14 protein-coding genes are annotated in these 14,497 nt (G+C 61.1%); 9 read left to right on the top strand and 5 right to left on the bottom strand.

The genetic code is table 11. The features are described 5' to 3' along the window. The first annotated feature begins 8 nt into the window (after positions 1-8). From ACLGGT_RS17880 to ACLGGT_RS17855, 6 genes are all read left to right on the top strand, one after another. Positions 9-2,513, top strand: coding sequence for a penicillin-binding protein 1A (locus tag ACLGGT_RS17880; protein ID WP_437197077.1), 2,505 nt, complete (start codon positions 9-11; stop codon positions 2,511-2,513). Between the two features lie 70 nt (positions 2,514-2,583). Next, positions 2,584-3,711: a peptide chain release factor 2 gene (gene prfB / locus ACLGGT_RS17875; RefSeq protein ID WP_081506231.1), complete on the top strand. Its 1,128-nt coding sequence runs from the start codon at positions 2,584-2,586 to the stop codon at positions 3,709-3,711. A 161-nt stretch (positions 3,712-3,872) separates the two neighbouring features. Further along, a complete protein-coding gene (locus tag ACLGGT_RS17870) occupies positions 3,873-4,097 on the top strand; it encodes a twin-arginine translocase TatA/TatE family subunit (protein WP_008281084.1) in 225 nt (74 codons plus the stop codon). A 7-nt stretch (positions 4,098-4,104) separates the two neighbouring features. After that, complete coding sequence (gene tatB / locus ACLGGT_RS17865; protein WP_422001123.1) at positions 4,105-4,587, top strand: Sec-independent protein translocase protein TatB; 483 nt, start codon at positions 4,105-4,107, stop codon at positions 4,585-4,587. Next, complete coding sequence (gene tatC / locus ACLGGT_RS17860) at positions 4,584-5,513, top strand: twin-arginine translocase subunit TatC (RefSeq protein WP_081506229.1); 930 nt, start codon at positions 4,584-4,586, stop codon at positions 5,511-5,513. Before tatB ends, tatC begins: the two co-directional genes overlap by 4 nt. Beyond that, a complete protein-coding gene (locus ACLGGT_RS17855) occupies positions 5,514-6,353 on the top strand; it encodes an ATP-binding protein (RefSeq protein WP_219434494.1) in 840 nt (279 codons plus the stop codon). A 26-nt stretch (positions 6,354-6,379) separates the two neighbouring features. Here ACLGGT_RS17855 and ACLGGT_RS17850 read toward each other — a convergent pair whose 3' ends face one another. Then, the gene (locus tag ACLGGT_RS17850; protein ID WP_437197076.1) at positions 6,380-6,811 is read right to left on the bottom strand and encodes a hypothetical protein; all 432 of its coding nucleotides are present in this window, start codon (positions 6,809-6,811) and stop codon (positions 6,380-6,382) included. Then, entirely contained in the window at positions 6,811-7,179 is a 369-nt protein-coding gene (locus tag ACLGGT_RS17845) for a DUF6152 family protein (RefSeq protein WP_008281079.1), read from the bottom strand. Before ACLGGT_RS17845 ends, ACLGGT_RS17850 begins: the two co-directional genes overlap by 1 nt. A 218-nt stretch (positions 7,180-7,397) precedes the next feature. On the opposite strand from ACLGGT_RS17845, the gene uvrA reads away from it, so the two are divergent. Together uvrA and ACLGGT_RS17835 are read left to right on the top strand one after the other, a co-directional pair. Then, entirely contained in the window at positions 7,398-10,256 is a 2,859-nt protein-coding gene (gene uvrA / locus ACLGGT_RS17840; protein ID WP_151979387.1) for an excinuclease ABC subunit UvrA, read from the top strand. A 2-nt stretch (positions 10,257-10,258) separates the two neighbouring features. Beyond that, the gene (locus tag ACLGGT_RS17835; protein WP_437197074.1) at positions 10,259-11,257 is read left to right on the top strand and encodes an Lnb N-terminal periplasmic domain-containing protein; all 999 of its coding nucleotides are present in this window, start codon (positions 10,259-10,261) and stop codon (positions 11,255-11,257) included. A gap of 423 nt (positions 11,258-11,680) precedes the next feature. On the opposite strand, the gene ACLGGT_RS17830 is transcribed toward ACLGGT_RS17835, so the two are convergent. From ACLGGT_RS17830 to ACLGGT_RS17820, 3 genes are all read right to left on the bottom strand, one after another. Continuing rightward, positions 11,681-11,884 carry a YgaP family membrane protein gene (locus ACLGGT_RS17830; protein WP_437197073.1) on the bottom strand — a complete coding sequence of 68 codons (204 nt, stop codon included), beginning with the start codon at positions 11,882-11,884 and terminating at the stop codon, positions 11,681-11,683. Between the two features lie 109 nt (positions 11,885-11,993). Beyond that, positions 11,994-12,776: an exodeoxyribonuclease III gene (gene xth, locus ACLGGT_RS17825; protein WP_219434490.1), complete on the bottom strand. Its 783-nt coding sequence runs from the start codon at positions 12,774-12,776 to the stop codon at positions 11,994-11,996. A 63-nt stretch (positions 12,777-12,839) separates the two neighbouring features. Further along, a complete protein-coding gene (locus tag ACLGGT_RS17820) occupies positions 12,840-13,163 on the bottom strand; it encodes a HesB/IscA family protein (RefSeq protein ID WP_008281073.1) in 324 nt (107 codons plus the stop codon). 80 nt (positions 13,164-13,243) lie between these two features. On the opposite strand from ACLGGT_RS17820, the gene ACLGGT_RS17815 reads away from it, so the two are divergent. Next, the gene (locus tag ACLGGT_RS17815) at positions 13,244-14,494 is read left to right on the top strand and encodes a deoxyguanosinetriphosphate triphosphohydrolase (protein WP_437197072.1); all 1,251 of its coding nucleotides are present in this window, start codon (positions 13,244-13,246) and stop codon (positions 14,492-14,494) included. The last annotated feature ends 3 nt before the right edge of the window (positions 14,495-14,497 follow it).

Raw genomic sequence — 14,497 nt, 5'->3', positions numbered from 1 at the left:
GGGCCCTTGTGATACGTGCGATTCTCAGCCTTTTTGGGACTGTGTTCAGTTTGATCACGCTGGTTGTGGTGGTGATCGGCCTGAGCATTGGTGCCGTGCTGCATATCTATGGTCAGGATTTGCCGAGCCATGAGAGCCTTGCCAATTACACGCCGCCGACCATCAGCCGGATTTATTCGGGCGAGGGGCGGATCATCGACGAATTCGCGCGCGAGCGGCGGTTGTTCACGCCCGCTGAGGATATTCCTGATCTGGTAAAGCAGGCGTTCATCAGCGCGGAGGACAAGAATTTCTATACCCATGGTGGCTATGACGCCGTGGGTATCGCCTCGGCTATCGTGGATGCGGTGAAGTCGCGGGGGCGCAATGTACGCGGTGCCTCGACCATCACGCAGCAGGTGATGAAGAATTTCCTGCTATCCGGCGACCGGCAGATGGAGCGCAAGATCAAGGAGATTATCCTTGCCACGCGGATTGAGGAAACTCTGAGCAAGGATGATATCCTTGAACTCTATCTCAACGAGATTTTTCTGGGTCAGAACAGCTATGGCGTGACTGCCGCGGCACAGACCTATTTCAACAAGACCCTCACGGACCTTGCGCCGCATGAGGCCGCTACGATTGCTGCGATGCCGAAAGCCCCGAGTGATTATCATCCGGTGCGCGAGAAAGAGCGGTTGCTGGAACGGCGCAATTTCGTGCTGCGCGAGATGTGGGAGAACGGGTATCTGACGCAGGCCGCCTATGAGGAGGAGCGGGCCGCACCGCTGCGCTCTGTGCAGAATGGGGATTTTCCGCCGTTCAGCGCCGAATTGCCGCCGCGTGATTATTTCACCGATGAAATCCGACGGCAGCTGAGCCTTGATTTCGGTGAGGGCGAATTTTTTAGCGGCGGTTTGTCTGTGCGCGCGACCATTGATCCCGAATTGCAGGTTCATGCCGCGCGGGCGTTGCGGCGGCAGTTGGAGAGCTATGACCGGGGGCAAGGACGGTGGCGCGGCACGGGCGAGAGCCTGCCCGCCGAGGCGTTGGGGGCTGAGGCCGCTTGGCGTGCGGCGCTGGCAAGTGTCAGCGTAGCCCGGGATGTGGATCTGGATGGGGTCTGGCATCCGGCAGTGGTGCTGGGCATCGGCGATCAGGCAATGCAGGTGGGCATTGAGGGCGTCGACGGCGTGCAGGAGGTGCCGCGCAGCGATATCAAATGGTTGCCCGGCGATTTCGAGGCGACCTTTGATCTGGGCGATGTGGTGCATGTGCGCGCCGTGACCCAGGAGGGGACCTTTGTGAATTGGTCGTTGCGGCAGGTGCCTGAGGTTCAGGGCGGCTTTGTCGCAATGGATGTGAACACGGGCCGCGTGATTTCGATGCAGGGCGGGTTTTCCTATCAGGCCTCGGTCTTTAACCGCACGACGCAGGCGTTGCGGCAGCCGGGATCGTCGTTCAAGCCGTTTGTGTATGCGGCCGCGCTGGACAGCGGCTATTCGCCCGCCACCATCGTGATCGACGCCCCAATCGAGATCAACACGCCGCAAGGCCTGTGGAGACCACGGAATTCGTCGAACAAGTTTTACGGCCCCACGCCGCTGCGCACCGGCATCGAACAGTCGCGGAACCTTATGACCATCCGTCTGGCGCAAGAGGTGGGCATGGATGTGGTCGCGGATTATGCCGAGCGGTTTGGCGTTTATGAAAATATGGGCCGGTTTTTGGCCAATTCGCTGGGGTCCGAAGAGACTACGCTTTATAATATGGTTGCGGCCTATGCGATGTTTGCCAATGGCGGCGAGCGGGTGCGCCCAACGCTGGTTGACCGCGTGCAGGACCGCTATGGCAAGACAGTTTACCGCCATGATCAGCGCGATTGCGTCGATTGCGGTGATGCCGGAATCCCTGCGGATCGCGGCCCGCGCATCGTGTCGGATCGGGAGCGGGTGATGAATGCGGTCACGGCCTATCAGCTGACCTCGATGCTCAAAGGGGTGGTGGATCGCGGCACGGCGTCGGGAGCCATCAACCTGCCGGTGCCGGTGGCGGGCAAGACCGGCACCACCAATGACGCGCGTGATGTGTGGTTCGTGGGCTTTACCAGCAATATCGCGGCGGGCTGTTACATTGGCCATGACCAGCCTCGGGGTCTTGGACGGTCGGCCTATGGTTCGTCGCTGTGCGGGCCGGTGTTTCAGGATTTCATGGTCGAGGCTGTGAAGAAATATGGCGGTGGTCCGTTCGAAGTGCCCCCCGGCGGGCATTTCATAAAGATCGACCGGTTCACTGGCGCGCGGCTGCCGGATACTGCCGAGGGCGACAATGTGGTGGCCGAATATTTCCGCGACGGCGAAGAGCCGGTGTTTGGCGTGGCCTATGACGGGGGCTTTGCCATGGGCAATGACCTTGAGCTGTTCAGTGCGGGCGAACGCGAGCAGGTTCAGGAGGTTACGACCTCGACCGGCGAAAAGGCGCGGGTGGGGGGCAAGGCCAGTTTCGGGTCTATGAGTTCGGGCGGGCTTTACTAGGCTTCGGGCTCTCTTGCCCGGCCCGGCGCGCTGCGCTATCACCCGCACCTGACCAGACAAGGACATTCCGATGCGCGCAGAAACCCAGAACCTCGTGGCTGAGATCGAAAAGTCGTTGGAGCTCTTGCGGCAGCGGCTGGGGTGGGAGACGGCCCGCCACCGGCTGGAGGAATTCAACGCGCGTGTCGAAGATCCCACGCTTTGGGATGATCCCGCGCGGGCGCAGACACTGATGCGCGAGCGGCAGGCGCTGGTGGATGCGCTGGAGACCCATGACAGCATCAAGAACGAGCTAGAGGATAATCTTGGGCTGATCGAGCTGGGCGAGGCTGAAAGTGACGCCGAGGTCGTGGGCGAGGCCGAGGCCGCGATCAAGGCGCTGGCCAAGGTGGCCGCCGCCAAGGAGTTGGAGGCGCTGCTGGATGGTGAGGCGGATTCCAACGATACGTTTCTGGAGATCAACGCGGGTGCTGGCGGCACCGAGAGCTGCGACTGGGCGTCGATGCTGGCGCGGATGTATGTTCGCTGGGCGGAAAAGCGTGGCTATACGGTCGAACTGCAATCGGAATCGGCGGGTGACGAGGCGGGGATCAAATCCGCTGCCTATAAAATCAGCGGTCACAATGCCTATGGGTGGCTAAAATCCGAATCGGGCGTGCATCGTCTGGTGCGGATTTCGCCGTTTGATTCGGCGGCCAAGCGGCACACATCGTTTTCGTCGGTCTGGGTTTACCCGGTGGTGGATGACAATATCGAGATCGAGGTGAACCCGTCTGATATTCGCATCGACACCTATCGTTCGTCTGGTGCGGGTGGGCAGCACGTGAACACCACCGACTCGGCGGTGCGGATCACGCATATGCCCACGGGCATTGTTGTGACGAGCAGCCAGAAATCGCAGCATCAGAACCGCGACATCGCCATGAAGGCGCTGAAATCGCGGCTATACCAGTTGGAATTGGACCGGCGCAACGCGGCCATCAACGAAGCCCATGATGCCAAGGGCGATGCGGGCTGGGGCAATCAGATCCGGTCGTATGTGTTGCAGCCCTATCAGATGGTCAAGGATCTGCGCACCGGTGTTGAAACATCGGACACCAAAGGTGTGCTGGATGGTGATCTGGATGAATTCATGGCCGCCACGCTGGCGATGAATGTGAGCGGCAAGAGCCGGGCCGAGGCGCAGGGGGGTGATTGACCCATGCGGGTTGGCCTGCGTAGGGTATGGTCCGGGCAAATAAGTAGGGAATCCGGGGGGCATCGCTGCTTTGCCGCTTTTATCCGCCGGGATGACCCATTAGATACGAAGTTGAAATTCCCGGGGACGACAACCGACCCCCGAGAAAGGGAGAAATTGAAATGCTGAACAATATTGGCCTTCCGGGGCTTCTTCTGATCGCGGTGGTGGTGCTGGTGCTTTTTGGGCGCGGCAAGATTTCGTCGCTCATGGGTGAAGTGGGCAAGGGTATCACCTCTTTCAAAAAGGGCGTGGCCGAGGGCACCAAGGAACTGGATGACACCAGCAAAGAGTCTGCTGAGACCGCGCGCGACGTGACCCCGACCGAAGACAAAGACAAGGTCTGATCCTTAAATGTTCGATCTTGGCTGGACGGAGCTTTTGCTTATCGGCATCGTGGCCTTGATCGTGGTGGGCCCCAAGGACCTGCCGGGAATGTTTCGGGCTGTGGGGAATTTTGTGGGCAAGGCCAAGGGCATGGCCCGCGAATTTAGCCGCGCGATGAATGATGCCGCCGATCAATCCGGCGTGGGCGACATTCAAAAAACCTTTAAATCCGCTGCAAACCCTATGAAGACCGCGATGGATGAGGTGCGCAAGACGACGGACAGCGTCACGCGCGATCTGAACGATGTGACCAAGCCCACGCTGAGCGCCGAACAGCAGGCCTCGGCCGAAAAGGGCCGCGCCGCCACCGCTGAGATGGCAGAGGCGCGCAAAGCTGCGAAAGCCGAGGCTGAGGCCGCGCCGGACAAGGTGGCGTCCAAGCCCAAGGCCGCCGCGAAGCCCAAGGCTGCGCCGAAAGGGAAGACGTCCAAGCCAGAGGACGAGGCATGACCCCGCGCGACGAGATCGAGGACAGCAGTGCGCCGCTGATCGAGCATCTGGCCGAGCTGCGCACCCGGCTGATCCGGTCGGTGATCGCCTTTATCATCGGGATCTGTTTGGCCTTTGCCGTGGCCGAGCCGATTTTGCAATTCCTGCTAGAGCCGATCGAGGCGACATTGCGCGAGTTGGGCGACCCGTCGCCCACGATGCAATATACCAGCCCGCAGGAATATCTCTTTACGTTGTTCCGCATTTCGATGGTGTTCGGCTTTGCGCTGGCCTTTCCGGTGATCGGGTTCCAGATGTGGCGCTTTGTGGCGCCGGGGCTTTATAAGCAGGAAAAGAACGCGTTTTTGCCGTTCATGATCGCGTCGCCGATGATGTTCCTGTTGGGGGCATCCTTTGCGCATTTGGTGGTGACGCCACTTGCGATGGCGTTCTTTCTTGGCTTTGCCGATGTGCCCTCGATCATTGCCGATCTGATGACGGGGTTGGTTGGGCCAGAGGTGGTGCCGGGTGCGGCGGCGGCCCCTGAGGCTACGGGCATTCGCATCACCTTTTTTGGTAAGGTCAACGAAAGCCTTGATATCACGCTGAAATTCATCATCGCCTTTGGGCTTTGCTTTCAATTGCCGGTCTTGCTGACGCTGATGGGGAAAGCGGGGTTGGTGAGTGCGATTGGTCTGAAATCGGTGCGCAAATATGCCGTGATCGGTATCCTTGTTCTGGCCGCGCTGGTGACGCCGCCTGATGTGGTGACGCAACTGATCCTTTTCGTGGTGGTTTACGGCCTGTACGAGATTTCAATCCAACTGGTGACGTGGGTTGAGAAAAAGCGTGAGGCGGAATTGCGTGCGCAGGGGCTGTGGTTTGACGAGGAAGAGGCGGCGGATGCTGCTGAGGCCGACGCGTCCGAGGAAAAAGGCAAGAATTGAATGAGTGATCCGTTGGACCGTATCGCCGCCGCGCTGGAGCGGATGGCCCCGGCACCGCTTTCGGCCCCTGATTTCGATACTGCGGATGCCTTTGTCTGGCATGTCAGCCCAGATCGGTTGGAGCCGGTGCGCCACGTGAGCCGGGTCGATATGGGCCTTTTGGTGGGGGTGGATCGGTCGCGCGATACGCTGTTGCAAAACACGCTGCAATTCGCGCGGGGGCTGCCCGCCAATAACGCCCTCTTGTGGGGCGCGCGGGGCATGGGAAAATCCAGCCTTGTGAAAGCGGTGCATGCGGCGGTTCGGGCAGAGGGCCTGCCGCTCAAGATCGTGGAATTGCAGCGCGAAGACTTGCCGTCGGTCAGCCGGTTGCTGAACCTTTTGCGCGGTGCGCAAACCCGGTTCTTGCTGTTTTGTGATGACCTCAGTTTTTCCCATGACGATCAGCATTACAAATCGCTCAAGGCGGTTCTGGATGGCGGGATCGAGGGGCGGCCAGACAATGTGGTGTTCTATGCCACGTCAAACCGTCGGCATCTGATGCCCCGCGACATGATCGAGAATGAGCGGTCATCGGCGATCAACCCGTCTGAGGCGGTCGAGGAAAAGGTGTCTTTGTCGGATCGGTTCGGGCTTTGGCTTGGGTTTCATGCCTGCGATCAGGATCAGTATCTGGCGATGATCCGGGGCTATTGCGATGCCTACGGTGTCGAGATTGACGAAGACACGCTGCGCGCTGAGGCGATTGAATGGCAGGCCACGCGCGGGGCGCGGTCGGGCCGGGTGGCGTGGCAATACTTCACCGATTTGGCGGGGCGGCGGGGCGTCAGCGTCGGTTAGGGGCGGGATGCCGTGCCTGCTGCGCCTCAGGAATAGGCGATCATCCGACCGCAGAGCAGGACGGCGATCCACAGGCAAAGCGACAGTATGGCCGCCGCGCATTGGCGGGGGCGTGACAGTGCCAGCGGATGCAGATGCAAGGCCGCGTTCACCAGAGCCACGACCAAAAGTGCGATTTTCCAGCGGAACCAGCTATTTGCCACATAGTCCGACGCTTGCGCCGCAAAGAGCAGGCTGCCGCAGGCAAGCGCGAGACAGAGCCCGCCAATCGCATAGACGCGTAGCATCCTGATCGCGCGCAGATCGCCGCGCAAGAGCCGGACATCCATGGGCACGACGGCCCCGATCAACAGGGCCAGACCAAGGATATGACCCGCATTCCCCAGCGGATATGTCCAGCGCGAGGCCCGCAGGGCCTGAGCGAAGGGCTGGGCCTCAAGCGTTGCCGCCCAATCCATCAAAGGCGTTCGGGGTACAGCTCAAAGAGCGCGCCTGAAAGCTCGATCGCCTCGGCCTTGACCAGACGCTCCTTGGGATCAGCGGCGCGTTTGCCAATGATCTTTATGTCCGTGCCGGGGGCAAGCATGGCGTCGGTTAGACCGGCGCGTTCGTTGCGCCATGGTTGGCCGACCTCGGCCTTCCAGATCTCGCCCTCTGCGTCGATGGTCAAGACGCCATGCGGATTGCCCAAGCGTGCCTCGGTGATGAGGCCCCGCAATTCGAACCGCCCATCGTCGGTCCAGCGCCAGCCGTGATGGGCGATGGCGGGCCGGGCAAAGAGGAGCGCGGGTAGGCCAAGCGCGATGAAACGGCGTGTCAGGGTCATAGCGGTCTCCTTTCGTGCTGTGCCAAGTAGGTGGGGGCGCGGCAGGGCCAGGTCAAATGAATTTTGCCTGATCATTTTGCGGCGCGGTTCTGTACGGGCGGCGATGCGCCGAGAACGGGCAGGGCGATTGTTGCATGTTCGCGCTCTGTTCACAAAATTACCTTGGAAGCGGCGCGGCTCTCGCCTATGTGTGGGGAATGGTGATCCGGGGGGTCAGAATGGCCGATCTGAAATATATCGAGGTGCGCGGGGCGCGCGAGCATAACCTCAAGAATATCGACGTGGATATTCCACGCGATCAGCTGGTGGTGATCACCGGGCTGTCGGGCTCTGGCAAATCCAGCCTCGCCTTTGACACGATCTATGCCGAGGGGCAGCGACGCTATGTCGAGAGCTTGAGCGCCTATGCGCGGCAGTTCCTCGACATGATGGAAAAGCCGGATGTGGATCATATCAGCGGTCTGAGCCCGGCGATTTCGATTGAGCAAAAGACGACAAGCAAGAATCCCCGTTCGACCGTGGGCACGGTGACGGAGATTTACGACTACCTCCGGCTGCTCTTTGCCCGCGTCGGCACGCCCTATTCGCCCGCCACCGGCCTGCCCATCGAGGCGCAACAGGTGCAGGATATGGTGGACCGGGTGATGGCGATGGAGGAGGGCACGCGCGCCTATCTGCTGGCCCCCATCGTGCGCGACCGCAAGGGCGAGTATCGCAAGGAATTTCTGGAACTGCGCAAATCCGGGTTTCAGCGGGTCAAGGTCGACGGGCAGTTTTACGAATTGGATGAACCGCCCACGCTCGACAAGAAATTCCGCCATGACATTGATGTTGTGGTGGACCGGCTGGTGGTCAAAGACGGGTTGCAGACCCGGCTTGCGGATAGTTTCCGCACGGCGCTTGATTTGGCGGATGGCATTGCCGTGCTGGAAACCGCGCCCAAGGAGGGTGATCCGGAGCGGATGATCTTTTCCGAGAAATTCGCCTGTCCGGTCAGTGGCTTTACCATTCCGGAAATCGAGCCGCGGCTTTTTTCGTTCAACGCGCCCTTTGGGGCCTGTCCCGAGTGTGACGGGTTGGGGGCGGAGCTGTTCTTTGACGAGCGGTTGGTGGTGCCGGATGAGGCGCTGAAGCTGGCGGATGGGGCAATTGCACCCTGGCGCAAGGGCAAGAGCCCCTATTTCACGCAGACCATCAATTCCATTGCCAAACATTACGAATTTGATCGCAACAGCCCGTGGAAAGACCTGCCCCCGCATGTGAAGCAGGTGTTCTTGCACGGGTCTGGTGAGGAAGAGATCGGATTTCGCTATGATGAGGGCGGGCGTGTCTATCAGGTGAGCCGGGTGTTCGAGGGCGTTATTCCCAATATGGAACGCCGCTATCGAGAGACCGATTCAAGCTGGGTGCGCGAGGAATTCGAGCGCTATCAGAACAACCGCCCTTGCGGGGCCTGCGGTGGCTATCGCCTGCGGGCCGAGGCGCTGGCGGTGCGGATTGCGGGCCTGCATGTGGGCCAAGTGGTGCAGATGTCGATCCGCGAGGCGCTGGAGTGGTGCCGCACGGTGCCGGATCATCTGGGCAAGCAGAAAAACGAGATTGCGCGCGCCATTCTTAAAGAAATCCGCGAGCGGTTGGGGTTTCTCAACAACGTGGGGCTGGATTACCTGACGCTGAGCCGCAATGCGGGCACGCTGTCGGGTGGTGAGAGCCAGCGAATTCGGCTGGCCAGCCAGATCGGCAGCGGGTTGACGGGCGTGCTTTATGTGCTGGATGAGCCGTCGATTGGCCTGCATCAGCGCGACAATGGGCGACTGTTGGAAACCCTGCGCAATCTGCGGGATCAGGGCAATACGGTGATCGTGGTCGAGCATGACGAAGAGGCCATTCGCACCGCTGACTACGTGTTTGACATTGGCCCCGGTGCCGGGGTGCATGGCGGCCGGGTGGTGAGCCATGGCACGCCTGACGCGGTGGCGGCTGATCCTGCATCGCTGACCGGGCAATACCTGTCAGGCGCGCGCGAGATTGCGGTGCCCGAGGTACGGCGCAAGGGCAACAAGAAGAAGCTGACGGTGGTCAAGGCGACGGGCAACAACCTCAAGGAGGTGACGGCGACCTTTCCGCTGGGTCAGTTTGTTTGTGTGTCGGGCGTGTCGGGCGGGGGGAAATCGACGCTGACGATTGAGACGCTGTTCAAGACCGCCTCGATGCGCCTCAATGGCGCGCGGCAGACGCCGGCCCCCTGCGAGACGATCAAGGGGCTGGAGCATCTCGACAAGGTGATTGATATTGATCAGCGGCCCATCGGGCGCACGCCGCGTTCGAACCCCGCAACCTACACGGGGGCGTTTACACCGATCCGCGATTGGTTCGCCGGTCTGCCAGAGGCCAAGGCGCGCGGCTATAAGCCGGGGCGTTTCAGCTTTAACGTTAAGGGCGGGCGCTGCGAGGCCTGTCAGGGTGATGGTCTGATCAAGATCGAGATGCATTTCCTGCCGGATGTCTATGTGGAATGCGAGACCTGCAAAGGCGCGCGCTATAACCGCGAGACGCTGGAAATCCGCTTTAAGGGCAAGAGCATAGCGGACGTTCTTGATATGACGGTGGAAGAGGCGCAGGAGTTTTTCAAGGCGGTGCCGAGCATCCGTGAAAAGATGGATGCGCTGATGCGCGTGGGGCTTGGCTATATCAAGGTGGGCCAGCAGGCGACGACCCTTTCGGGGGGCGAGGCGCAGCGGGTGAAGCTGTCGAAAGAGCTGGCCAAGCGGTCCACGGGCCGCACGCTCTATATTCTTGACGAGCCGACGACGGGGCTGCATTTCGAGGATGTGAACAAGCTGTTGGAAGTGCTGCATGAATTGGTTGATCAGGGCAATTCGGTCATTGTGATCGAGCATAACCTTGATGTGATCAAGACGGCTGATCACATCATCGACATTGGCCCTGAGGGCGGCGATGGCGGCGGCGAGATTGTGGCGGTGGGCACGCCGGAAGAGGTGGCCGAAGAGCCGCGCAGCCATACCGGGCGCTATCTCAAGGAGATATTGGCGGCGCGGCGCGTGGCTGCGGAATAGGGATGCGGCGCGCTGCGGCGATCTGTGGACGCGGCTTGGGGATCGCTTGGCTTTTGGGGCTTGCGGTCTGGATTGGGCTAAGCCTGCATTTCCAGATCGCGGCACCTTGGATTTATCTGCTTTATCTGGTGGGGGTGTTCGTCTGGCTTGCGCTTGTGCGGATGCTGTTGCAGGGGCGTTTGCGCCGGGCCTTGGGGCTGAGTGCCGTGGTTTTGGCGGTCTGGGCGCTGTGGTGGGGCGGGATTGCGCCGCGACAGGACCGGGATTGGATGGCGGAAGTGGCGCGCGGCGTCACCGCAGAGCCGGTGCGCGAAGGCGCGGTTCTGGTGCGCAACATCCGGGATTTTCGCTGGTCAAGCCCGACCGAGGCGGTTGAGCGCTGGTATGATCTGGAGGTTCAGCCGGAGCAGATCACCTCTGTTGATATGATCATGTCGGTCTGGGATAGTCCGGAGATCGCGCATACGCTGGTCAGTTTCGGGTTTGCCGATGGGCGGCATATCGTGTTTTCCGGCGAGATCCGCAGGGAAGTAGGCGAAGAATTTTCGGCCATTGGCGGTTTTTTCAAGCGCTATGAGCTGGTGTTGATTGCCGCCGACGAGCGCGACATCGTGCATCTGCGCACCAATGCGCGAGGCGAGTCAGTGTCGCTCTATCCGGTGGCGATGAGTGCTGGGCAGCGGGCGGCGTTGTTTCGGGCGTTTCTGGACTATGGCAACGCCTTGGCCGAGGAACCGCGCTGGTATCACACGCTTTGGACCAATTGCACGACAATGCCCTATCGGTTGGTGCGCGGCATTGCGGAGGGTCTGGTGTTTGACCTGCGGGTCATCTTGTCGGGGCGGTTGCCCGGATATCTTTATGATCTGGGGGTTTTGCCGGGGGCAGAGACGGTGCCGTTGGCAGAGCTGAAAGCGCGCGCCGTCTTGCCGCCCAGCCCGGTTGACGGGCTGAGCAGTCAGGACTATTCGCGGCTGCTGCGGCAGGGGTGGCGCGACTAGCGCCTTATCGCGAAACGGTCAGTTCAGAACCGCCGCCGCAGCGCCGATCAGGTCGAGAATTTCGCGTGTTTCGCGGTTCACGCGGTAAATCTGATCGCCAACGCGGTAATAGGTCTCGTTCCGGTCCAGACCGTAGCGACCGGGATTGCGCAGAATGATGTAATCCTCGTTGATGCGGTCGCCGATGCGGTAATATCCTTGCTTCTTCGCCTGACCGGGGGGCTGACAGCCGTTGTGTTTCTTGGCCAGTCCCGGCGGTCAATGGCCGTTGGCCGCAAAGGCCGGGGCCCCGCCAAAGGTGATACCCAACATCAACAGGATCATCGTGTGTTTCATGGCCTGTCCTTTCGTGTGTACGACAGACATGGGCCGTGTCACGCCCGATGCCAAGACGGGGCGTGCGCCTTGGGCGAAACCTTGCCGTTATTTCTTGAGCGGGCAGGTCGAGAGGCCGAGGATCGAATAGAGCGGGCAGGAGGACATGAGACCTGTCACCAGCGGGATGATCCCGATCAGATAGAGCCAGCTATAGGCGCTCTCGCGGTTGAGCGCGAAACCTGCCAGCAGCGCGAGGCCAAAGAGGATGCGCAGGGCGCGGTCGATAGAGCCAACATTTTTCTTGAGCATGGGATCACCTATGGATTGAGGGGCGCGGAGGCCCGGTTGATGCGCCATAGTCGCATGCGGGTGGGGGCAGCGTCTGTGATCTGGTCACAGAGGGGGACAGATCGGCGGCTCAGGCGTTGAGTTCAACCCAGAGCGGGACGTGATCCGAGGGTTTGTCGCGGCCACGTATATCCTTGTCGATGCCGCAATCGGTCATCAGGTCTGCTGCCTGCGGGCTGAGCAGGAAGTGGTCGATGCGAATGCCGTCGTTCTTGTTCCAAGCGCCGGCCTGATAATCCCAGAAGGTGTAATGCCCCGGCCCCTGTACCTGCGCGCGAAACGCCTCGGTAAAGCCGAGGTTGAGGATGCGGCGAAAGGCGGCGCGGCTTTCGGGGCGGGCCAGCGCATCCTCGCGCCATGCGTCGGGGCGGGCGGCATCCTCATCCTGCGGGATGATGTTGTAATCGCCGCCCATCAGCACCGGTTCTTCGCTGGCCAGAAGGTCGCGGGCGCGGGCGTGCAGGCGGTCCATCCATGCGAGTTTATAGTCGTATTTCGGCCCCGGTGCGGGATTGCCATTGGGTAGGTAGAGACCGCAGAGGCGCAACGCGCGGTGATCGCCGACAACTGTTGCCTCGATCCAGCGGGCCTGTTCGTCTGTGTCGTCGCCGGGCAGACCGCGCGTGACATCCTCGAGCGGGCGCTTCGAGAGGATCGCCACGCCGTTAAAGCCCTTTTGCCCATGGGTTTCGACGTTATAGCCGCGCTCTTCGAAAATCTCGCGCGGGAAGCCGTCATCGACGGATTTGATCTCTTGCAGAAGGGCCACATCGGGGGACGCCTCGTCAAGCCAAGCGGGCAGGGCGTCAATCCGGGCTTTGATGCCGTTGATATTGAACGTGGCGATTTTCATGGCGCGGCCCCCTTTTGTCCTCTGGCATTCTCTATCGCGCAGGGGGGCGGGGGTGACAAGCGGTCACATCGAAAACGACGTGCCGCAGCCGCAGGACGAGGAGGCGTTGGGGTTGTCGATGATAAAGCGCGCGCCAATCAATTCCTCGGAGAAATCAATCGTGGCCCCGGCAAGAAACGGCAGGGAGGTGGAATCAACCACGACCTTTTGCCCGTCGCCTTCGAGAATCAGATCGTCTTGGGCGGGCTCGTCGAGTTTGATTTCGTATTGAAAGCCAGAGCAGCCGCCGCCCTCGACGGCGACGCGCAGGGCTTGACCCTGATCGCCTGCACCGATTTCGGCGAGGCGGGCAAAGGCGCGGGGGGTCACCTTGGGCGGCAATTGCATCGGAATGCTCCTGACTGGTTCACGTTTGCTGTCAGGTGCAATATATGGGGCCTGACCTCTGGCGACAAGGATAAGCAGCGATGACGGCCCCCTATGCCTCTGATCCCGCGCAGGTGCGTGGGCGGCGTGTTGCGGAAGAGGAAAGCGCGTTTCGCTCGCCCTTTCAGCGCGACCGGGATCGCATCATCCATTCCAGCGCGTTTCGGCGGCTCAAGCACAAGACGCAGGTGTTTGTGGCGCATGAGGGGGATTATTTCCGCACACGGCTGACCCATTCCATCGAAGTGGCGCAGGTGGCGCGCACGATTGCGGGTGCGCTTGGCCTGAATGGCGAGCTGACCGAGGCGGTGGCGCTGGCGCATGATCTGGGGCATCCGCCCTTTGCCCATGCGGGTGAGGACACGCTGGATGCGTTGATGGCACCCTATGGCGGGTTTGACCACAACGCGCAGGCGGTACGGATCGTGACATCGCTAGAGCGGCATTACGCCGAGTTCGACGGGCTGAACCTAACATGGGAGACGCTGGAGGGGTTGGCCAAGCATAATGGGCCTGTGACGCCCCTCCGGGGCGATGGGCCTGTGACGCCCCTCCGGGGCCATGGCCCTGTAACGCCCCTCAGGAGTGATGACCCTGTGACGGGGTCGTTGCCCTATGCCTTGGCGGATTACAATGCGCGGCATGATCTGGAATTGCACACCCATGCCAGTGCCGAAGCGCAGGTGGCGGCCCTGTCGGATGATATTGCCTATAACAATCACGATCTGCATGACGGGTTGCGCGCGCGGTTGTTTGACGATGACGAAATCGCAGGCTTGCCCATTGTGGGGGATTGTTATGCCGAGGTGGACCGGCTCTATCCCGGGCTCGATCGCAAACGCCGCAGGCATGAGGCGCTGCGCCGCGTGTTCGGGGTGATGGTGGGGGATGTGATCACGCGGTCACGGTATCTGTTGGAGGACGCTGCTCCAGTTTCGGTGGCACAGGTGCGGCATCTGGGGCGTCCGGTGATCCGGTTCTCGGATGCGCTTTGGGGGGATTTAAAGCAAATCCGGGCGTTTCTTTTTGCGCGCATGTATCGCGCGCCCGAAGTCAACGACATGCGCCTGCGGGTGCATGGGGTGGTGAGCACGCTGTTTCCCCATTATCTGAACGCGCCGGATCACCTGCCCGAGGAGTGGCGCCGCGACGTGGCGCAGGCGGCGGATGAGACCGCGCTGGCGCGGCTGGTTAGTGACTATATCGCAGGGATGACGGATCGGTTTGCCCTGCAGGAATATGCAAGCCTAACGGGTGAAGGCGCGCGTGATTTCTCCGATAACGGTGTCTAGGCT

The sequence above is a fragment of the Roseovarius sp. MS2 genome (assembly GCF_051447875.1).
Taxonomy (GTDB): Bacteria; Pseudomonadota; Alphaproteobacteria; order Rhodobacterales; family Rhodobacteraceae; genus Roseovarius; species Roseovarius mucosus_A.
The sequence above is the reverse complement of the archived record's forward strand: the minus strand, read 5'-3'. Positions and strand labels throughout refer to the sequence as shown.

Bases quoted from the DNA above. Each gene is read 5' to 3' on its own strand.
- prfB (WP_081506231.1), top strand. From the start codon at position 2,584: ATGCGCGCAGAAACCCAGAACCTCGTGGCTGAGATCGAAAAGTCGTTG.
- ACLGGT_RS17870 (WP_008281084.1), top strand. From the start codon at position 3,873: ATGCTGAACAATATTGGCCTTCCGGGGCTTCTTCTGATCGCGGTGGTG.
- tatB (WP_422001123.1), top strand. From the start codon at position 4,105: ATGTTCGATCTTGGCTGGACGGAGCTTTTGCTTATCGGCATCGTGGCC.
- tatC (WP_081506229.1), top strand. From the start codon at position 4,584: ATGACCCCGCGCGACGAGATCGAGGACAGCAGTGCGCCGCTGATCGAG.
- ACLGGT_RS17855 (WP_219434494.1), top strand. From the start codon at position 5,514: ATGAGTGATCCGTTGGACCGTATCGCCGCCGCGCTGGAGCGGATGGCC.
- ACLGGT_RS17850 (WP_437197076.1), bottom strand. From the start codon at position 6,811: ATGGATTGGGCGGCAACGCTTGAGGCCCAGCCCTTCGCTCAGGCCCTG.
- ACLGGT_RS17845 (WP_008281079.1), bottom strand. From the start codon at position 7,179: ATGACCCTGACACGCCGTTTCATCGCGCTTGGCCTACCCGCGCTCCTC.
- uvrA (WP_151979387.1), top strand. From the start codon at position 7,398: ATGGCCGATCTGAAATATATCGAGGTGCGCGGGGCGCGCGAGCATAAC.
- ACLGGT_RS17835 (WP_437197074.1), top strand. From the start codon at position 10,259: ATGCGGCGCGCTGCGGCGATCTGTGGACGCGGCTTGGGGATCGCTTGG.
- ACLGGT_RS17830 (WP_437197073.1), bottom strand. From the start codon at position 11,884: ATGCTCAAGAAAAATGTTGGCTCTATCGACCGCGCCCTGCGCATCCTC.
- xth (WP_219434490.1), bottom strand. From the start codon at position 12,776: ATGAAAATCGCCACGTTCAATATCAACGGCATCAAAGCCCGGATTGAC.
- ACLGGT_RS17820 (WP_008281073.1), bottom strand. From the start codon at position 13,163: ATGCAATTGCCGCCCAAGGTGACCCCCCGCGCCTTTGCCCGCCTCGCC.
- ACLGGT_RS17815 (WP_437197072.1), top strand. From the start codon at position 13,244: ATGACGGCCCCCTATGCCTCTGATCCCGCGCAGGTGCGTGGGCGGCGT.